21 protein-coding genes and 1 pseudogene are annotated in these 18934 nt (G+C 36.0%); 2 read left to right on the top strand and 20 right to left on the bottom strand.

The window, feature by feature from the left end:
* Positions 1-3: 3 nt before the first annotated feature.
* The 13 genes and pseudogenes from BOQ62_RS10115 to namA form a co-directional block, all read right to left on the bottom strand.
* Complete coding sequence (locus BOQ62_RS10115; RefSeq protein ID WP_129039162.1) at positions 4-591, bottom strand: hypothetical protein; 588 nt, start codon at positions 589-591, stop codon at positions 4-6.
* Between the two features lie 10 nt (positions 592-601).
* Entirely contained in the window at positions 602-3394 is a 2793-nt protein-coding gene (locus BOQ62_RS10110) for an OmpA family protein (protein ID WP_129039160.1), read from the bottom strand.
* An 11-nt stretch (positions 3395-3405) separates the two neighbouring features.
* Positions 3406-3894 carry a DUF4280 domain-containing protein gene (locus tag BOQ62_RS10105; protein WP_129039159.1) on the bottom strand — a complete coding sequence of 163 codons (489 nt, stop codon included), beginning with the start codon at positions 3892-3894 and terminating at the stop codon, positions 3406-3408.
* 29 nt (positions 3895-3923) lie between these two features.
* Positions 3924-4307, bottom strand: a complete 384-nt coding sequence (locus BOQ62_RS10100) for a hypothetical protein (RefSeq protein ID WP_129039157.1) — start codon at positions 4305-4307, stop codon at positions 3924-3926.
* Between the two features lie 296 nt (positions 4308-4603).
* On the bottom strand, positions 4604-4966 hold the full coding sequence (locus tag BOQ62_RS10095) for a LysM peptidoglycan-binding domain-containing protein (protein WP_129039155.1): 363 nt from the start codon (positions 4964-4966) through the stop codon (positions 4604-4606).
* A gap of 75 nt (positions 4967-5041) precedes the next feature.
* Positions 5042-6007: a DUF2931 family protein gene (locus tag BOQ62_RS10090; RefSeq protein ID WP_228413924.1), complete on the bottom strand. Its 966-nt coding sequence runs from the start codon at positions 6005-6007 to the stop codon at positions 5042-5044.
* Between the two features lie 258 nt (positions 6008-6265).
* Positions 6266-7729 (bottom strand): phospholipase effector Tle1 domain-containing protein, encoded by a 1464-nt coding sequence (locus BOQ62_RS10085; RefSeq protein WP_129039151.1) that lies wholly within the window; start codon positions 7727-7729, stop codon positions 6266-6268.
* 41 nt (positions 7730-7770) lie between these two features.
* Positions 7771-8772, bottom strand: coding sequence for a DUF2931 family protein (locus BOQ62_RS10080; RefSeq protein ID WP_228413922.1), 1002 nt, complete (start codon positions 8770-8772; stop codon positions 7771-7773).
* 64 nt (positions 8773-8836) lie between these two features.
* Positions 8837-9007 carry a hypothetical protein gene (locus BOQ62_RS22460; RefSeq protein ID WP_164723274.1) on the bottom strand — a complete coding sequence of 57 codons (171 nt, stop codon included), beginning with the start codon at positions 9005-9007 and terminating at the stop codon, positions 8837-8839.
* Position 9008: 1 nt separating this feature from the next.
* Positions 9009-10939: pseudogene (locus BOQ62_RS10075) on the bottom strand (type VI secretion system Vgr family protein).
* A gap of 148 nt (positions 10940-11087) precedes the next feature.
* Positions 11088-11492 carry a type VI secretion system tube protein TssD gene (tssD, locus tag BOQ62_RS10070; protein ID WP_121488640.1) on the bottom strand — a complete coding sequence of 135 codons (405 nt, stop codon included), beginning with the start codon at positions 11490-11492 and terminating at the stop codon, positions 11088-11090.
* Between the two features lie 189 nt (positions 11493-11681).
* On the bottom strand, positions 11682-11960 hold the full coding sequence (locus BOQ62_RS10065; RefSeq protein ID WP_129039147.1) for a DUF2752 domain-containing protein: 279 nt from the start codon (positions 11958-11960) through the stop codon (positions 11682-11684).
* Between the two features lie 28 nt (positions 11961-11988).
* A complete protein-coding gene (namA, locus tag BOQ62_RS10060) occupies positions 11989-13041 on the bottom strand; it encodes an NADPH dehydrogenase NamA (protein ID WP_129039145.1) in 1053 nt (350 codons plus the stop codon).
* Between the two features lie 98 nt (positions 13042-13139).
* Here namA and BOQ62_RS10055 point away from each other — a divergent pair, with 98 nt between their 5' ends.
* Positions 13140-13622 (top strand): cytidine deaminase, encoded by a 483-nt coding sequence (locus tag BOQ62_RS10055; protein ID WP_121488642.1) that lies wholly within the window; start codon positions 13140-13142, stop codon positions 13620-13622.
* 216 nt (positions 13623-13838) lie between these two features.
* On the opposite strand, the gene BOQ62_RS10050 is transcribed toward BOQ62_RS10055, so the two are convergent.
* From BOQ62_RS10050 to BOQ62_RS10020, 7 genes are all read right to left on the bottom strand, one after another.
* Entirely contained in the window at positions 13839-14144 is a 306-nt protein-coding gene (locus BOQ62_RS10050) for a barstar family protein (RefSeq protein ID WP_129039143.1), read from the bottom strand.
* The gene (locus BOQ62_RS10045) at positions 14141-14764 is read right to left on the bottom strand and encodes a Zn-dependent protease (RefSeq protein WP_228413920.1); all 624 of its coding nucleotides are present in this window, start codon (positions 14762-14764) and stop codon (positions 14141-14143) included. The genes BOQ62_RS10050 and BOQ62_RS10045 overlap by 4 nt, the downstream gene beginning before the upstream one ends.
* A 69-nt stretch (positions 14765-14833) precedes the next feature.
* The gene (locus tag BOQ62_RS10040; RefSeq protein ID WP_129039141.1) at positions 14834-15337 is read right to left on the bottom strand and encodes a ribonuclease domain-containing protein; all 504 of its coding nucleotides are present in this window, start codon (positions 15335-15337) and stop codon (positions 14834-14836) included.
* Positions 15338-15364: 27 nt separating this feature from the next.
* Positions 15365-16156 carry an NAD(+) synthase gene (gene nadE, locus BOQ62_RS10035; protein ID WP_129039139.1) on the bottom strand — a complete coding sequence of 264 codons (792 nt, stop codon included), beginning with the start codon at positions 16154-16156 and terminating at the stop codon, positions 15365-15367.
* Positions 16157-16168: 12 nt separating this feature from the next.
* Positions 16169-16702: a GNAT family N-acetyltransferase gene (locus BOQ62_RS10030; RefSeq protein WP_129039137.1), complete on the bottom strand. Its 534-nt coding sequence runs from the start codon at positions 16700-16702 to the stop codon at positions 16169-16171.
* Positions 16699-17229: a GNAT family N-acetyltransferase gene (locus tag BOQ62_RS10025; protein ID WP_228413918.1), complete on the bottom strand. Its 531-nt coding sequence runs from the start codon at positions 17227-17229 to the stop codon at positions 16699-16701. Before BOQ62_RS10025 ends, BOQ62_RS10030 begins: the two co-directional genes overlap by 4 nt.
* A gap of 12 nt (positions 17230-17241) precedes the next feature.
* On the bottom strand, positions 17242-17880 hold the full coding sequence (locus tag BOQ62_RS10020) for a leucine-rich repeat domain-containing protein (RefSeq protein WP_129039133.1): 639 nt from the start codon (positions 17878-17880) through the stop codon (positions 17242-17244).
* A gap of 52 nt (positions 17881-17932) precedes the next feature.
* Between BOQ62_RS10020 and BOQ62_RS10015 the strand changes: the two genes are divergently transcribed.
* Complete coding sequence (locus BOQ62_RS10015) at positions 17933-18916, top strand: gliding motility protein GldB (protein WP_129039131.1); 984 nt, start codon at positions 17933-17935, stop codon at positions 18914-18916.
* The last annotated feature ends 18 nt before the right edge of the window (positions 18917-18934 follow it).

The following is an 18934-nucleotide window of genomic DNA, read 5'->3' as shown; positions in this document are numbered from 1 at the left end:
CTTTTATTTTTTAGGATAAGCTAACGTAAAACTGTCTAAGATGGAGAAAGTGCCGGCATCTGAAGAATTCTCCACTCTGGTCCCTTTCTTTACTACGATCAGTTTGGTATTGGTATATTTTGTGTTGCTTTGGGTCAATTCCTGGGTTTGGGTTAAAAACAGCCATTTATTTTTAGCTGATGCATCCCAGAAGTAAGCAACTCCTGTTTTATCTGTGGATCTTTTTTCCGGAGTACCATATGTTTTAGTAAGATAATCGATCAGCTTTTTTCCTTCGTCTTCTTTAGCAAGGTTCAGTACAAATCCCAGATATTGGTTGTTCTGATAAGAGTTTACGAATAATGCCAGATTATTGTTGGAATATTCATACCCTTTAGGCACTGCATATTCGGAAAATGTGGCTGTCCCAAGCTTATAATTGTTAATATTGGCCTGTTTATAAGATAATAATCCGTAATTGGCTTCTGTATCCTTCTCTCCCTTCAAGCTGTTATCCGGCAGTTTTTCATCAAATTTAAAGGATTCCAGGTCGGTCTGTCCGTTGCAGGACACAATAGCCAAAAAGCTAAATAATAAGATAAGATTTTTCATTGTATGAGTATTAATCATTTTTAATCAACGGAATATTTGCGCTTATTCCAAAATAAGATTCTAATTCTTTGATGACATCAAAAGGAGGAATTACATTTTTAAAGTCTCCTTTGGCAATTTCATATTTTCCATTTCTGCTTTCCTGCACTTTATGTTTATTCTTTGCAATTTTAATAGCAAGGCCAACACTTATTGTGACTACATATTGGGCATCAAGACCATCAAATCCGAGAACAGGACGGTAATACAAACCTTTCTCATCATAATTGATTCCCTGTCCAAATGTAATGGAAGCACTTCCGGAAGCTGAAGCCTCAAAGTAAGCCTCTGCTTTGATAACAGCCAGTGAAACTTCTCCCTGAATTTTCACGCCTACTTTTAATTCCAGTTTAAGTTTACTCTTACTCGAGATTTTAAAGTCAGAGTCTTTCAGTTTTCCTGCGGTATTAAATTTAAATTCAGATTCCACTTCTATTGTACTGGAAATAATAAGATCCATAAAGATATCTACAGATGCCTTAAAGCCAACATTATCGTTTCCTACATCTATCCCGGATTTCAGTTTTCCCTGAATTTCCTGATACAATCTTGTGACTCCCGGCGCAGCTGTTCCTCCGCTTACCGCTCCTGAAATCCCGAATACCAAAGCTCCCAGAAGGTCAACTGTCATTTCCAGACCAATCAACGGACTTGCTTTTAAGCCAATCGTTACATCTGTCCCGATAATGGCGTTATTATCTTTGGGATGTTTTAAAAGCCAGTTACCAGACAACTCCATATTAGGAGGTTTCACGGCAAAGCTAACCGGAATTCCTTTAGGAGAAATGGAGCGTACTTTTCCTTTTGCCTGATTGAGAACTCCGTCTGACATTGCTCCTATAGAAGCAAATGTATCATATATTTTTTTAAACTTGGTTTCGTATTCGTATTTTAACTCTTTTTCCTGCTGATCATTGTTCCATTTTGCTTTTAAGCTGAAGGCTAATGAGGCATCTTTTTGTTTCCATCTTTTTTCGGCTCCCATTTTACCTGCTCTTTTCTGCAGTTCTTTATGTTCATGCGGATCCATATTCATCCACTTTACGCTGAGATCATTGGTGAGATTCAAGGTAAAGCTCAATGTCCAGTTGATATCCGGATAGGCTTTTATTAATACAGTGGTTCTTTTCTCGTTGCTATAATATCTGCAGGTATGAACATGCAAATGAAACTGATTCGGGTTTGTCCCCGCAGGCCAGATATATTGTATAGGATAGGCAGCGAATTGAGATAAATCTGAATATACTCCATAAGTAAAGGAAGGTGTGGTAAAAGTTTTTACGGTATCTCCTTTATCTATTGCCTGCCCTACGTCTACCATCTGAATCTGTTTTTTATGTTTTCCTTTGCTGTCTCTGAAGCATTCATTGGTTTGAAAGCCTGTGACATCAATGATCAGATTTTTCTTTGTAGACACGCTTGGTGCTGTTACCTCATAGTGTATCGTCTGGGCATCATGAGCATTGAATACAAATGAGATATCTACTCTACGGTTGTTTTCGTAGTCTTTCTCATTTTTGTATTTGATATTATCTCTTCCCATTTTATCATCGGTAGGGTCTACTTCTCCTTTTCCTACTGAGATGATTCTTCTTGGATCTAATCCTCCGTCTGCAAAGAATTTTTTGACGACGTCTGCCCTTTTCTGGGAAAGTCCTTTGTTATAATTTTCTTTTCCTATCACACAGGCATAGCCGCTGAGATTCATGGTGGCATCTTTATGTTCTAAAAGGAATTTGAGTACGTTATTCAGGATTGCAACACCGTCTTTATCTATGACTGTGGAATCGAATTTATAAAAGATCGTTCTCTGAATGTGCTCCTGTAAAGCGGCAGACTTTATCAGCTTGACTCCGTTGCCATTGTCAAAGACTTTGACTATTGTATTGCTGGCTTTTCCATCTTTTGTTTCATTTTCAGTGATCTTGATGACTTCAAACTTACAAGGTTCCAGCCTTACGGAGTTTACGTCCGGTTTATATACTTTGGTCGGAGTCTGGTTCTGGGCTCCGTTGGTATTAGTTGTAACAACTTTATTTTTCACATTAAGATAGATGGCGTGAAGATCATCACCTAATTTATCTTTAATGTATTGTTTTGATGCGGTATCTTTTACTTTAACATAAAATTCTTCTACATTCTGGATATTATCTACATAGGCCATCCAGGCAAAAGTGTTTTCTATTTTCAGATTAACTTCTCCGTCTATTACCTGTACATTATTGTAGGTATGTACCAGTTTATCTGCTTTAGCTGTCTGCTGATTCCAAAGTTCAATACTCACTGTATTTCCATTCAGTCCTTCTGTGATCAGGTTCAGGTGTACAATGTGCCCGTAGGAAATGTATTGAATCTTTTTATTATTCTTAATGCTTTTGCTGTTTTTTTGTGTGGACCACTTGCTGCTTACAATTTTGGGCTCACACCAGCCTTTTACAAATATTCCTGTGTTACTTTTAGTATCTCTTACTCCTGAAAGACTGGCTTCAATATAAAACTGATAGCTTCCACAGTACTGTTTTCCAATTAAAAATTTATATCCGGTAGCAGAGGTTATCTGATTGATGATAATCTTTTTGCTGCTGTTTTGCCTCATCCAGGTCAGCGGTTTCTTTTTGTCTGCATCTGTCGTATCTGGCAGCCATTCGCCCACGCCAAACTGCACCCACTGATCAGGTTTTATGGTAATTCTCTGCCCTAATACAGACATTTTGGGATAGTACAATCCGCTTACAACTTTTATTTTTTTTACGCCTTTTGCCATTTTCTTATCATTTAGATTGCACCATCCTGCCCTCCTCCTGAAGGCTGTTCGTTATACATTTCCTCGGAGTCTACCAACGGATTGATCTGCTGCTGAACATCTTTATCGGCATTTTTAAAATTCTGCTGGCTGGCTTCTGCTCTCTGCCCGTGGTCTATGATCTCAATACATGGGGTTCCGGCAACCGCACACACTGCTTTGCTGTCTTCTACAATGATATATCCGCCATTGCTAAGCTGTACTTTATCATAAAACTTCTGCCATTCTGTAACCATAATTTTGCAGGGCGGCGGCGGACCTCCCATTTTGGTACAGTTTCCGAATGTATTTTTTTCAAATGTGGCTGCTCCTATTTCTTTCGTGGTGACGATCAGTTTTTTGGAACCGCTTTTATCGTTGGCATATTCTTTTTGGTGTGTAAGTACTTTGAGCTTGTCCGGAGCCTGTCCGAACTGGCATTTGCACATGGCGCCCTGTACTACAATATGTTTTTCTGCCATATTAATTTTATCTTTAGTGAAATGGTTTTTTATTTTTCATCAATTCCTGAAACTGATACTGAAATCTTTTTCTCTTCCTGCAGCATGATACTGCATTCCAGGTAAAGAGATTCCGGAAGTGAAGTTTCTCTTTTCAGATAGCTTATGATTCTGAAATTCCCTTCTTCATTCATTACAGGGTTATCTTCTATAATTAATGAAAAGGGTGATTTCCTTATAAAATCATCTGTATCTCTTTCTTCATATAATGTTCCTGATCCTTCTATGGTAATTAAACCTGTTTCTTCTTTCAGCGGATCAATTTCCAGTGTCAATTTATATCTGGGTTCAATGGCATTATCCACTACGGGAAAAGTTGCCGTTATCTCTGTTTTATATTCTTTTCCGAAGCTCTGGTATATCCCAAAGAACAAAGCACGGATGAAGTAATCATTTTTGATATAAAGGTTGATGGCTTCAGGTTCGTTGATTACTTTTTCAATTTTTCCACAGTATTCGTCTACGGTTTCGCCTTCAAATTCTTTATATAATTCTTCTTTTACGGCCGTCCATCTTGTGGAAAATACCTCAGCATTTTCTACATCTTCAAATTTTCCATGTTCATCTGTGCTGATCTGTAAGGGAAATAAAACAGCGGATGTTCTGTAAGCCAGCAGGTCTGCAATTTCATTGACTTCTTCTTCATTAAGATAGAGATTGGATGTTCTGTCTATCTCAAAAAAAGTTGTCCTTTCTCTGTTTTCAGCCAGCGGACTGATGTTTCGTATTTTAATTCGTTTCGAACTTCTCCTTTTTCAATGGTAATGACTACACTGTATTTTCGTAGTGCATTTTCCGGCTGAAGCGTAAGGCGGTTTCCTTTTCCGAATTTTACTAAACTGTTTTTATCTGCAACGGCCGTTCTGGGAACAAAAAGTTCTTTCTGCCCGTTAAGATTGATCAGTATCATATCCTTAACAGCACAGTGATTATTATGAAAGTGTTTTAATGCATCTTTATCCAATCCGTACAGCGCGGCTATACTTTTTAAAGTTTCTTCTTTCTGAACGGTATGTATGTTATATTTCTGCATAATAAATCCTCCTCTTACCTTATGACTAGTATTTTTCCATGTTATCAGAGATTGCCGTCCAATTACGGTTTTACATTATTTTGATTTATATTTTTTAAGCTCCCAGATATTGTCGACATCGATTTTCTGTATAGGAAATTCATTATTTCCCTGTTTTATAACCAATCTTCTATTGGTAAGATCTTCATTCATCTGGAGAACAATTTCTATTGGTTTATTTTCATCCAGTTTTTTAAATAATGAAAATATCTCATCTTCATCTAAATATTTTACTTCAAAAACAGTTTGTTTACCATTTTTGTCTTCAAATAAATAAGATAGCAAACGTGGGATAGCTCTTTTCTTAAAAGGATTTTTGTTAATGGTCTCATTAAATAATGTTTCTTCTTCACCATTATACATTTCCAAAGTCACATTTTTGAAAGTGTGATTAGGAATTTCTATTGTGGTTCTCCAGTTGTATTTTTTACGATAGGTATCCCAAATTCCAAACTGAATTCCTTTTTCTTTATATTCTCTTTCCAGTTCGGGATCATCTAATTTTCTAAACTGATCAAAATATTCTTTTTGAGAAACCGTAGGATTTCCGGGAACATAATCTTTCATAGAAACAGAGGTTTCTTTTGCCTGATATCGTCCTATTTCTACCTGCTGATCGTTACCATACATCCAAACTACTACCACTCCCCCGGGTGCTAGTCCTACAACAACAGAGGAATAACTTTGTTTTTCATTAGTTCTCCAATTCACTGTTCCCTCTTTAAAAAGTTCTTTTATTTTATCTACAGGTAAATCCCAACTTCCGGTATAAAATTTATTTTCACTAAAAGAAGCCCAGGTTACCTCAAGTTTAACAGGAACTGCTTTTAAATCACTTCCCTGGCTATGTGTGGAACCACTGTACCCCCAACCTGTATGGGAACTCCCGGAACAAGGGATATAAACACTACTGCCATCTTCAAGAAATAGATGACCCTGATAAATATTCATAGGATATAAGAGAGGAGAACTTTCCGTAGGAAGCCATTTGTATTTTTCCATTTTATTTTGGCATGAGATTAATGTACTTATAAAAAGTAAACAATAAATTATATTCGTTTTAAAATGCATTTTTTTAGATTTTAATTAAAAATGTTTCTACAAAAACATAACCAAACAAAGCAAAAAATAAATACAATGGGACTTCATCCAAATCATAGGTTCGTCCTTTGAATCCGCTTTTTGCAAACATAAAATAAAACCCTAAATAGGGGATCATCAATATAATAAGTCTGAACAGTATATGTTTTACAGGTACTTTCATGAATTAAAAGCCATTACTCGAAATCTTTTTATTTGTAACGTTTTTTTGTCAAAGGTGAAATGAGGATTATACCCAATATCTCCGAATTTTGAATTCCAGTGCAGATATCTGTTTCTTAAATACATTAATAAATTATGATCTTGTACAATTCTATTAAATTTCTCTGCAGTTATTTTTTTTGCTGCTAATTGTTTTCTTAGTATTTCTATTTCCGTATTCGTATAATAGGTCATTTCAGGAGCCAATCCATTGATATAGTCATCGAGTCTCTTTTTAACCTTAGTTAAATCAAGCTGATAATATTCATCCTCTTTTCCATTAGAAATTTTATATGCCAAACTCAAATTATCCATTTTTATAGTATTTGAATAATTTTTGTTAACCTGTTCACTCATTATATGCAGGGGAATAAAGCTGTACTTGTTACTAATCTTTGCTCTGTTAATATAAGTCTCATGCCATGAATTCGGGCCTACAACTTCACTGCGCTTAAACCACCCCTGCTCAATAAGATTATTTAAATCTATATTTAAGGCTCTATTATAGTCTTCATCGCTCAAACCATCCCCTACAGTATTATCAAAATCCATTATCTGTTTATTTTCCGGCATATTATGGATATAACAGCCGCCTACATCAGAATGGACGCCTGGTAGAAAAAAATCTTCACCTCCAGGGGCAAGCCTTACTCTTGTAAGCATAAAGTTCTCTCTATGCTCATCTGAAGCACACAAATGAATAATTTTTTTTGCTTTTAATGTATTTAAATTCAGCTCCTCTACATCATTATTAAAATTGGGATGTACTGTAAATTCGCCCGCATTGGGATCATAAGAAGACACGGTATCATATACCCCAAGAAATCTAATTTGAATGGATCCGTATTCTACTTTATCATTTTCTAAAATAAATCCTAATAATCCATTTTTTGGTTTAGTTTGATTAACTTCATATACAAAATTTCTTGCTGCAGCAGCACCTCTACTAAAGCCAAAAACATCTAATGTAATTGTATTGATTTCAAATTTACCTTTAAGATCATTAATTTTTTCAGCCACTAATCTACATCCCTTTTGCACCTTGGCTATTACCCCTGTACTACCCGCTCCATAAGCTACACCTTTATGGTTTGTGGGTTTATCTACATCACTTTGAAGATCTTCCGTTGCAATACCTTCGATGTAGATTTTACCTATATATTTACTTTTATCTTCAAGATAATGATACTCTTTTCTTGCAACATTTGACAGATCATTGGTATAGCTGTCATCAGATTTGTTAGAATTTTTTTTGTAAGCTGCTTTCTCTTCAGCGGTAGGTTTATATCCGGGTTCATTTCCCGCAGCTTGTGAATTTTTTCTGTTATTCTGTGTACCGTCAAAAAAAACTCCAATTCTAATATTTATTTGTCCTTTTGGTGGTGGAGGTGGTGAATAGTCTCCAAAAACTACATTTGACATATGCTTCTATTTATCTTATATTACATATTTATCCATCTGTTTTACCGGATATTTTTTCCATTCTGTTCTATGTATACATCTGCATTGCTTCCACTGCTTATATCAATAACAATATCTGTAGGAGCCTCTTTATCCAATTCACCAAACGTTTTATATATATCTGTTTTTTCAAAGTCCAGCGGAAGAAAAGTACCGTTATATACCTTATTGGCATCTTTTATATATTGTTGATTGCCTGTAAATACTATTTGTGAACTTTGTTTTTTTCCCTCCTTATTTTTCCATTGGAAATAAAAAAGATAAGGTACAGCCCTCTTTTTAGATGCTAAAGTAACAGCAGAATTATCCTGCAGTGTACTTTCACGCTCTCCATTAGCCATATAAAAATTTCTTTTCTCAAGGGTACTTCCTGCCGGTAAAATAAGCTTAGGACTCCAGTTCAGTTTTTCTCTGAAAGTTTCATACAAATTGGGATCCGGATATCCTTCTGCTTTTATTTTATTGGCCACAATAGGCTTTACAATTCCCGGATCACTGAGGATATCTTCTCTATACTTTGGTTCAAATACATATTTAAATTTGTCATAAGCTTCTGCCTGTGTAATCTTTATTTCCTTTCCCTGAAAATTTCCTACTTCCACCTGATGCCCATTTCCATATAACCAAAGTACCAATTTCCCTTTTGGTTCCAACCCAATCACAAAGGTATCGTAGGTTCCTTTCTTTAAGGAATCAAAATAAGTCTGGCTAAATCCTTCATTAAATAATTGGGTAATTTTCTTGGTATCCAGCTCCCAATGTCCTGCATAAAATTTGTCTTCCACCAGAGAATACCAGGTAAATTCTAAAGTATGAGGAACTTTTACAAGGTTATCAGTTCCGCCACCATATTTACCGGGTTCTCCCCAGCCTCCATCGGCAATACCCCAGATATCGGAAAATGGAAATTGATAATCATCTGCTATAAGCTCTCCGTAATAGGCCTGCATTGGATATTCATTAGGAGCTGATAATGTTCCGGTCCATTTAAATTTTTCTTCCATTTTTTTATTTTGACAACTTACTAATGAGAAACTTCCTATAATGAAAAAAATAAGGATCTTTAATTTATTTATTCCCATGAGACATTATTTTCTTATTACTGGCTAACACCAAATTGTCTTTTTGTGCTTCCACATTAATTTTCTTTGCTATTTTCTCCACCTTTTTTCCTACGCTCAGATGGTAAGAATCTTTTACTGTAATGCGCAGATTGGTTGCTGTTTTGATGATCGCCATACTAGAAAAGTTTTGATTTTTCAGCACTGTTGAATTCTACAATCTTTCCGCTCTGCATGGTCATATTTTCCAGTTCGCTGAACATGGAAATTTCCCCTGCTATCTCGTTAGATGTTTCAGATTGTCTTTTGAATTCTTTTTCAATCATCTCTGTTCGGGTATCAGAAGTCTCTGTAATGTCTCCCGAAGCTGTAAGCTTCATATCTTTTCCTGCTATGGAAACTATATTATCGTTGGCAGTACTGGTGATACTTGCGCCTGCTCCTATCGAAATTTCTTTTCCTGCAGTGATATTGATATTATCCCCTGCATTTAAAGTAAAGTTTTTTGGGGCTTTCATGCTGATATTTCCCTGTCCGTCCATGTAATAAGTATTTCCGCTTGGATCAAGAATGGTTACACTTCCTTCTTCATCATTCATTAAAATTCGGATTCCGCTTCTGGTTTGGATAGATTTCAAGTGATTATTAACACCGCCACCTAAAGCAATCCCTCCGTGAAACATTCCTCCCATTACGAAAGGTCTGTCCGGGTGACTGTGCACAAAATTCACCATCACCTGATCTCCCACTTCCGGAATGGCAACGTAACCACGATTTTGGGTAATCTGGTCTGTTCCTCCGGCATCTGGGCTCATCATACGGATAAAATGGGTGGTATCATTCGTCTGCCAATCGAATCTCACCTGTATTCTTCCCTGTCCTTCGGGATCTGTGTTGGAAATTACAGTGGCAGTCTGTGGTTCAGCCTTTGGAACAGTGTATTCCGGTTTTGGAAGAAATCCTGTGTCTGCGGCTATTCCTACGAAGCTTCCGTTATAATGACCTATGGTGTCAAATTCATGTTCTGCTTCTATAATCATGATTCTTGTGAAATAAGAGGTTTCATTAGAATCCTGTTTACGCATCTGCACATCTGCCACACAACCTGGATGAAGGAAAGGAACTGTTGTATTTCCTGAGATGGAAAAAACATTCACTGCTTCACTTCCTGACGCACTTTTTGAGAGTACTCTACGTCAAGATGGGTCGTAGCTTTAATGGGTGCCATCTGCAAAGCTGGCGTTTTATAAATAGTTTCGTTATGGCTGTAAGCAGTTTTTGCCAGATCCCCCACATGTTTGATTGGTGTAGAACCGGAAGTCAGCTTTTCATGTTTATTACTGTTATATCCGTAGAATTGGGGCTTTGTATGGACCGCTTTCAATTCAACTTTTATATCATTGGCGCTGCTTCCATAAGTAAGGGTAATAGGTTTATTCTGAGCGGGAAGCTTTCCAAAATGCAATACTTCACCATCATAGAAAAACTGTTCACCATAAGCTTCCGCCATTCTCGCCAGATAGTTATAATGGGTTTCATCATACTGGCTGCTATATATAATCTGAGAAAAATTATTGGCATCTACTCTTACATCAAATCGACTTTTATCAATTCCCTGCTTGATCACTTCTTCTGCAATGATTCCTACGTTGACAGACTGAGTGCCTCCAAAACTCTGGATATGCGGTGCACCATCAAGAAGAATGGTAGGACTATAACCTGTAAGCACAATATTTCCTAAACTCATGTGCTCCTGACTGAATCCTACTCCTGTAATTACTCCTACGAAGGTTCTCTCCGGACTGTTGTCTATATCTTTATAAGAAATAACGGCTGTAAGTCTTTTTCCAAGGAATTTATTGGCTTCTTCCAGAGAATGGGTCTGTCTATCCCCCAAAGTATCGTGTGCCAGCGTTAATGTAAATTCATGATGTCTTCTGGTACTTTGCTTTAGTTTGAAATGCTTATAGAACTTGATAATTTTCCCTTCTATAACAAGAGAAAGTTTTACCAGACGATTAATACCTGTATGATGATTTTCGGAAATACCATCTGCATTCTGCGCCGGACGAAAGGACGTCGATTTTGAGTTTCCAGGTGTATTTGACATATTTTTAGTGATTTGATTAGTTTTTCAAACGATTATTCAACAGGCCGGGAGTTTAAAAATAAAAACAAAAGATCCTGCAGAGTATAGTTTTAGGTAAAAAAAGACCGTCTTATGAAGGACAGTCTTTTATTTTTAATTCATGAAAGACCTAGCTCATTGGCCAAAGTCCGTCATAGAATGAATTTCCATATGTAATGCTTTCAGCACTTACTACAAAGCTGATCAGCATGTTGTTGCTGTCTATAGCATCAAAGTCTACTTCATGCTGAATGACATATCCATTTTCCCACTTCAAAGAAATCAGTGTTCCTTCTTCATGAGATTTATTAAACTGGATTTCTCCGTTTGTAGGTTTATATTTGCTGTTTAGTAAGCTTTCTAAAACATCAGATTTTTCTGTTGCTTCGATTGTTACTTTAATGAGTGCATTTGATGGATCAGATGCTACACGTCCTGAAACGTCTGTAGATCTTGATACGCTATAGTTAAGTTTTAATAACTTCTGTCCTTCACCTCCATTAAATTTTAAGATTCCTCTTGAATTTCCTGCCATATTCTTATATTTTAATCATTTACTAGTGTTCCCTGATATAGGATTTATATAACAAAGATAGACTTCATGTTCTAATGTAAAAAGTTTTTAGACCACTCTTTCAGAAATTGTAGTAGTTCTACGACATTTTATAAATTCCGAATTGGAAATCAATTATAGAATTTTAAACTATTTTATTCCTCACTTAAGTTAATAATGCTTATACATATATCCGATTACCATAATGATGAGATTAACGATAATCATTATCATTAAAATATTACCGTATTTTCTTCTCTTATCGATAAAGCTAAGACCAAGAGTAAAAAAGAATAACAGTAAGGTATATACGGCTGGATACATTTGAAAAGCTTCCGCAAATTTCCCTTCAAACACCAATACGATGGCACGCTGGGCACCACAACCCAGACATTCTACCCCCAGGAATTTCTTACTGGGACAGGTAAGCATGAAATCATTAATATCCATTTCTGAGAATTATGAGGGATTCTGTTAATTAAGAAGAGATTTTGGCTCTGGTATATTGGTGAGGAAAAAAGCAGTTTTCATTCATTTCAAAAGAACCCTGAACAGCAATATAGGGTTTTCTCAAAATCTCCCTTGCTACAAAAATAAGATCTGCATCACCTTTCTGAAGAATTTCTTCAGCCTGCTCAATTTTGGTAATTAAACCTACCGCTCCGGTTTTCACTTCAGCTTCATTTCTCACCTGTGATGAAAAAGGAACCTGATAACTGTCAAAAACCGAAATTTTCGCTCCATGAATATTTCCGCCGCTGGATACATCTACAAGGTCTACAGCGTGTTCTTTTAAAATTTTTGCCAGCTCTACACTGTTTTGAATATCCCAGCCGTTCTCAGCATATTCTGTTCCAGAAATTCTTACAAAAAGGGCTGTATTTTCATCCAGCTCTTCGTTTACAGCATCTACAATTTCGATCAGAAACCTGATTCTGTTTTCAAAGCTTCCGCCATATTCATCTGTTCTGATGTTTGAAAGTGGTGACAAAAACTGATGAATCAGATATCCATGGGCTCCATGAATTTCAATAATATCAAAACCAGCATCTACTGCTCTTCGGGCTGCTTTTTTAAAATTCTGCACCTGTTCCTTCACCTCATCTGTCGTTAATGCATGTGGAATTCTTTCTGTAGGATGATAAGGAATAGGGCTTGGTGCAATGGTTTCCCAGCCTTCTTCAACAGGGATTTGTATATTATTCCATGTAGAGCCTTTTCTTCCGGCATGAGCCAGCTGGATTCCTATTTTACTTTCTGAATTTTCATGAACAAACTCTACAATTCTTTGCAATTTCTCCGCCTGTTCATCATTCCAGATTCCCATGCAGTGATTGGTAATTCTTCCTTTGGGTTCTACTCCTGTAGCTTCTACGATTAATAATCCTGTTCCACCTTGTGATCTGCTTCCGTAGTGCACAAAATGAAAGTCGTTAGCTTCTCCGTTTTCAGATGAATACATACACATAGGAGACATTACCCATCTGTTTTTTAATTCTACATTTCTGAATTTTATTGGTGTATATAACATTTTATTTTTTTAAAATTGAACTTCTGTACGGGAGGAATAAATATTGCCTACCTCATTAAAAAGAACTAATTTTACGCCCCTTTTTTAGTTGACAATATATGAAAAAAGACATACAGATCAGTTACGAATATTTTAAAAATAGCAGTGAACTGAGCGATATAGAAAAACAATTATTTGAAAGAGCCAAAGAGGCTCGTGAGAATGCTTATGCACCGTACTCTCAATTTTTGGTAGGATGTTCCGTATTATTGGAAAATGGTGAAATCTATTCCGGGAACAATCAGGAAAACGCTGCTTATCCATCCGGGCTATGTGCAGAAAGAACGACTGTTTTTTGGGTAGCCGCCAATTTTCCGGATATGAAAATAAAAAAGATCTTTGTTGTGGGTGGGCCTAAAGAATTTCATGAGAAAAACCCTCCGATTCCTCCTTGTGGGGCATGCCGCCAAAGTCTGATAGAGTACGAGACCAAGCAGAATGAAAACATCGATCTTTATTTTTCAAGCATGAATGAGGAAGTTGTAAAGGTACATGCGGTGAAGGATCTGCTTCCTTTTTACTTTGATTCAACGTTTTTGTAACCAAAGTAAAACTTGATTTTGAAACCATGACAGGTTGTGAAGCAAAAACTTCACATTGACTAATCCTCAATAAACGTTACAGTTAAATAAGATAAGAAACCTAACAGGTTTTGGAAACCTGTTAGGTTTGTATGTTAAAGAATAAAGATTTGAATGCTATAGAATAAAGATCAGCATAAAAAAGTTGTTTCATACGTTGAAACAACTTTTTTTTTATTATTCTTCAGATTCTACATCATCTTCATCTTCGTATTGCTCCAGATAGTAGCTGAAACTAAATTCTTCCACTTCTTCTTCGGCATCTTCAAGGGTTGTCAGCAGGTCTTCAAAAATCTCAAGCTGATCTACAGTCATGTTGACGAATTCTAAATGGAGCGGCATTTCCAGTTCTCCCGTGATGGTATCAAAAAGGGCATCAAGATTGTCACCAAAATGCTCAGGAAGCTGAACTTTTTCCTTTAGCTGGGTGTAAAAATCTTCATAGTCACCTATGTCTGTAAAATCTATATATATTGTCTTCATATTGAACTAAATTTCCAATTTTTATTGATTAAAAAAGTTTTGCATTTTTTGCAGAAATCCGTTTCTTCATTCGTAGGATTTTTGCCTTCTGCATCTCTCATAAAGCACATTTTTTCCGGGCAATGGGGCAGCCCTTGTGTATGACCGAGCTCATGAATGGCTACTTTATAAAACTGCTCATCCCGATTTTCTTTACTTAGCCTGAAATTTGAAGCTACACAAGCTTTCCCAGGTCTGTACCCCAATCCCATAATTCCAAAGTCTTTTATTTTTCCTCTGGTAGCACTGATATCTTTTGTTGTGAGACCAATTGTAACAAAACCTTCTTTTGTTTCCTTACTTAAAAATTTAATGATGGAATCGGCTCTATACCGGCTTCTCTCTTTATAATAAGTATTTTCAGGAAAATCTATGGCATTCAGAATTTTCACATTTGGATATACATTCTTTATTCCTTCGGTTACTTTTGCTACAGTTTCCGATTTAACATCTTTAAATGGCTGTATAAGTATTGTTACGGCTGATTTTTCTGCTTTTTCCTTTATTAAATTTTTCTTTTCCGAACATGAGTATGTCAGAAGTAAAATAATTAAAAGGTAAAGAAATCTAATATTTTTCAAAATTAATACTTATAACTATTTAAATGCAAATTATACTTTGGTCATTACGAGGAGTGACACAACTAGGTCTTACTGCTTTTCAAAACTTTTATAATGATTTTTGGTAAGGTATACATCGCCATTCTGAGTGTAAATGATACGATCAGCATTTCTTCCGCCACAATGATAGTTTACATCTGCTTCAAAGTATTTTTCTCCATCTGGCAAACGACCTTCTCTGTTTCCGAATTTATCTCCACCAATTGCTTTTCCGGGAAGTACCTCACAAAGATTTCCTCTGGAAGGATCCCATCCTTGTTTTCTAGCCTCATTTTTAGTGATGTAATATTCCGGGAGTCTATGATTTTGCTTTACATAGCTGATCACCGTTTTTTCTTCTGTAAGCTGATCTATAGAAACCTGAGCAGATGAATTTCCATCTGAAGAGGTACTGCCATAGCTCACGGTTTCTGTTTTTGCCGAACCAGCCTGATCTTTTTTATCCTCAATAAAGTTTCTGTAGACATACATTATTGACATTCCGAAAAGAAGCCCAAGACATATAAAAAATACTGATCTTATTTTACCGTTCATAACTCGTATTTTATGGAATAATATTTTTTAAGCTCTCCACTCTTCCGGAATATCACAAACCGGAATAGGATCCATTTTATGCTTTGCTGCTTTGTGCATTCTGTCAAAAATCTGGAACACTTCTTTATCTCTTCCTTCATAATCGTCGGCAGTTTTGGTTCCATATTCTTTCTGAATTTTTTCCAGTTCCGGATAAGTAGCACCAATTTGCTGCTCATCTGTTCTGTCAACATCCCAAAGTCCATCCGTAGGAATGGCTTCCTGAATACTTTTGATCAAATTAAGACCTTTAGCAAGCTCATAGACTTCAGTTTTATAAAGGTCTGCGATTGGAGAAACATCTACTCCGCCATCACCATATTTTGTATAAAATCCAATCCCAAAATCTTCCACTTTATTTCCTGTTCCACAAACCAGAAGCCCGTTCAGCTGTCCGTAATAATACAAGGTAAGCATTCTCAGTCGGGATCTTGTATTGGCAAAAGCCAGTTTTTCGTTAGGATACAGATCATCTTTTACATCAAAAGTTTTGTACAATTCCTCGAAAGCAGGTGTCAGATCTACTGACATTGTTTCTACATTCGGAAATCTTGATTTAAGATCATTCATATGATCCTGTGCACGGTCTACCTGATCTGCTTTTTGGCGTATGGGCATTTCTATCAGTAATGTTTTTAATTCGGTCATTGCGGCCAGCGTGGAAACCACTCCTGAATCTACTCCTCCTGAAACCCCGATTACGTATCCGTTCACTCTTGCTTTTGTAGCATAATCTTTTAACCAGCTTACGATATGATCTATCACTTTTTGTGTCTGCATCGTTTATATTTTTTAGTCTATTCCAAATTCCTGAGGGTATTTCACCACTCCTTTTTTATCTTTTAATCCGTCTTTTACCAATTCTATTGCCATTCCGTTTTCTTCCGGAATATCGAATGGAAAAGAAATTCCAAAATTACTTGTTTTTTTGTAACCAAAGCGTGGATAATATTTTTCGTGTCCAATTAATATCACTGATTCATATCCCAATTCTTTCGCGATGTGATGTCCCTCAAGAATCAATTTTGCTCCAATTCCCTGACTTTGAAATTCAGATTTTACGGAAACAGGCGCCAATGCAAGAGAATCAAACGATTCTTTGTCATTCACAATTTTAATTTTTGTGAACAGAATATGTCCGGCAATTGTACTGTTTTCATCTTCTGCTACTAATGATAATTCCGGGATAAAGGCATCAGACTCTCTTAGCTTTTCAACCAAAAACTGTTCCTGATGATCACTATGCTCCATATCCTTAAAAGCCTCTGCTGTAAGCTGAAAAACTTGTTGATAGTCTTTTTTTTCTTCCTGTCGTATTGTTATCATTTTTTATTATATTTTTCACTCTTCAGCTCATACCAGAAACAAATTCCGTCTGGTTCTTCAAATTCGCCGGTTTTTTCAAATCCTAATTTTCTTAAAATATGGTTGGAAGCATCATGTTCAGAGTGAGCATAAGCGTAAATTACTTCTGCATCAAGTTCATTAAAGCCATAATCCAGAGAAGCTATTCCTGATTCCATTGCATATCCTCTACCCCATGATTCGGGTAGAAAACGGTATCCCAGTTCCAGTACATTTTTGTAGCCATTGGTTTCATGGGTCAGTAATTTTAAGCCACTCCATCCAATCAAAAGTCCGCTTTCTTTTTCTACAACCCCCAGTCTTCCCACTCCGTTCTCCTCATATTGTTTCTGAATCATTTTGATGACTTTTTTTGACTCATTGATATCCGTTAAAACCGGTACACCAATATATTTCATGACTTCCGGATCGGAATCCAGAAGAAATATGCGTTCAAAATCTTCATCTTCGAGTTTTCTTAAAATCAGTCGTTCTGTTTCTATTTTCATAATCATTAGTTTTTATTCTCCAACCCCAAAAATGGTTACCTCTGTTTTTGTTCCTTTTTTGATATCCGAGTCTTTTATCGTATTCCCACTGGTGTTCAGGGTTTGTAAGAAAGGATTACCGGAAATATCAATTTTTTGAAGTTTATTATGCTCCAGATTTAGTTTTCTTAATCTTTTAAACTGAGTCAGGTCTATTGTTTTTAGTTGATTTAAAGATAATGTTAATTGGTCAATTTTGGGAATCCCTGTCAGCGAAATACTTGCCAGCAGATTATTATCCAGATATAAAGAGGTTAAATTTTTAAGATTTTCTGCTTTGAATGAAGAGATTTTGCATCCTGTACATGAAAACAATTCAAGCTGATCCAGATTATTTACCACAATATTAGAAATCGTATTATCATCCAGAACAATCATTTTTACATTTTTAAAAAGGTGCAGGTCTTCTATGGAGGTAATTCCTTTTTGAACAAGGAAAAGATTGCTAACCATTCCAGCTTCCTGGGATTCCAGGATTCCGTTTTTATTCAGATCAAAATTTTCCAGTACTGCCTTTTCAAACTTTTTATCTTTAAACTCAAGCTTTTGTCCAAAAAAAAGAGAAAGTCCTGAAATAATAAAGATAACTGTAAATATTTTAATTTTCATCATGAATTGTGCATTTAATCCTTATTTTTGTCAACTTAAATTCCATGTAAAAATAATGAAGTTTTTTAGATATATTGCGCTTTCTTCTATTTTAGCTGCCGGACTTATTGCCTGCAAAAAAGAACCTGAAAATCAATGGAAGGTAGAAGTAAAACAAACTGCCGAAAAAGTTGATATCACAGATATTTCCAAAGAATTCTACAATACTAATGTTCCGCTGGATCAGTTTAAAGCTAAATTCCCATGGTTTCAGGGAAGTGTTTCTGATGCCGATTTCGGGAAAAGAAGAGCGGATGCTGAAGAGATAAAAATCTACAAGGAGGCGATCGGAAAAATAGATCAGACAAAACTTCAAAATGAGCTTCAGAGTTTATTTTCACATATAAAGTATTACTTTCCGCAGTTTAAGAATCCAAAAGTATATCTGTTCTCATCCGCTTTACAGATGGTTCAAGATCCCATATTTTATGACGAGAAAGGTAATCTTTTATTTATAGATGTTACCGGTTTCATGGGAGACGGAAATGCCAATTATAAAGGATTGGAACTGTATTTCCAGAAGTCGATGAATCCACAGAATATGATTCCGAAAGTTTCACAGCTTTTTGCTGAAAATATTGTAACAGAATCTCCTGACCATCAGAAATTTATTGATCAGATTATTCTAAACGGAAAAGTAATGATTCTTCAGGATGCTTTTCTTCCTGATACTCCTGATTATCTGAAAATGAATTATACTCAAAAACAGTATGACTGGGCGAAGAGCAATGAAGCCAATATCTGGAATTATTTTGTAGAAAGTAATCTGATCTTCGGAGATGATCCAAGACTTGGAGAACGTTTTATTTCGCCGGGCCCATTCTCAAAATTTTATACGGAGATAGATAATGAATCTTCGCCACGAATCGGAATTTTTACAGGATGGCAGATTTGTAAAGCTTATCTTAAGGAAAAACCTGAAACAAAATTAACTGCATTCTTAAAAATGGATGCTACCTCAATTTTTAACCAGTCCGGTTATAAACCAAAGTTAAAATAATTCTATAAAATTAAATAT

The organism is Chryseobacterium sp. CH21 (assembly GCF_004119445.1).
GTDB lineage: Bacteria > Bacteroidota > Bacteroidia > Flavobacteriales > Weeksellaceae > Chryseobacterium.
Note: the sequence above shows the minus strand (reverse complement) of the source record. Positions and strands in the feature narration are given on the sequence as shown.

Excerpts from the sequence above, each read along its gene's own strand:
- BOQ62_RS10085 (WP_129039151.1), bottom strand. The coding sequence starts at position 7,729 with ATGTCAAATGTAGTTTTTGGAGACTATTCACCACCTCCACCACCAAAA.
- BOQ62_RS10040 (WP_129039141.1), bottom strand. The coding sequence starts at position 15,337 with ATGAACGGTAAAATAAGATCAGTATTTTTTATATGTCTTGGGCTTCTT.
- BOQ62_RS10095 (WP_129039155.1), bottom strand. The coding sequence starts at position 4,966 with ATGCAGAAATATAACATACATACCGTTCAGAAAGAAGAAACTTTAAAA.
- BOQ62_RS10110 (WP_129039160.1), bottom strand. The coding sequence starts at position 3,394 with ATGGCAAAAGGCGTAAAAAAAATAAAAGTTGTAAGCGGATTGTACTAT.
- BOQ62_RS10090 (WP_228413924.1), bottom strand. The coding sequence starts at position 6,007 with ATGGAAAAATACAAATGGCTTCCTACGGAAAGTTCTCCTCTCTTATAT.
- tssD (WP_121488640.1), bottom strand. The coding sequence starts at position 11,492 with ATGGCAGGAAATTCAAGAGGAATCTTAAAATTTAATGGAGGTGAAGGA.
- BOQ62_RS10065 (WP_129039147.1), bottom strand. The coding sequence starts at position 11,960 with ATGGATATTAATGATTTCATGCTTACCTGTCCCAGTAAGAAATTCCTG.
- BOQ62_RS10015 (WP_129039131.1), top strand. The coding sequence starts at position 17,933 with ATGAAGTTTTTTAGATATATTGCGCTTTCTTCTATTTTAGCTGCCGGA.
- BOQ62_RS10055 (WP_121488642.1), top strand. The coding sequence starts at position 13,140 with ATGAAAAAAGACATACAGATCAGTTACGAATATTTTAAAAATAGCAGT.
- nadE (WP_129039139.1), bottom strand. The coding sequence starts at position 16,156 with ATGCAGACACAAAAAGTGATAGATCATATCGTAAGCTGGTTAAAAGAT.
- BOQ62_RS10080 (WP_228413922.1), bottom strand. The coding sequence starts at position 8,772 with ATGGAAGAAAAATTTAAATGGACCGGAACATTATCAGCTCCTAATGAA.
- BOQ62_RS10020 (WP_129039133.1), bottom strand. The coding sequence starts at position 17,880 with ATGATGAAAATTAAAATATTTACAGTTATCTTTATTATTTCAGGACTT.
- BOQ62_RS22460 (WP_164723274.1), bottom strand. The coding sequence starts at position 9,007 with ATGGCGATCATCAAAACAGCAACCAATCTGCGCATTACAGTAAAAGAT.
- BOQ62_RS10025 (WP_228413918.1), bottom strand. The coding sequence starts at position 17,229 with ATGAAAATAGAAACAGAACGACTGATTTTAAGAAAACTCGAAGATGAA.
- BOQ62_RS10115 (WP_129039162.1), bottom strand. The coding sequence starts at position 591 with ATGAAAAATCTTATCTTATTATTTAGCTTTTTGGCTATTGTGTCCTGC.
- namA (WP_129039145.1), bottom strand. The coding sequence starts at position 13,041 with ATGTTATATACACCAATAAAATTCAGAAATGTAGAATTAAAAAACAGA.
- BOQ62_RS10030 (WP_129039137.1), bottom strand. The coding sequence starts at position 16,702 with ATGATAACAATACGACAGGAAGAAAAAAAAGACTATCAACAAGTTTTT.
- BOQ62_RS10050 (WP_129039143.1), bottom strand. The coding sequence starts at position 14,144 with ATGAAGACAATATATATAGATTTTACAGACATAGGTGACTATGAAGAT.
- BOQ62_RS10105 (WP_129039159.1), bottom strand. The coding sequence starts at position 3,894 with ATGGCAGAAAAACATATTGTAGTACAGGGCGCCATGTGCAAATGCCAG.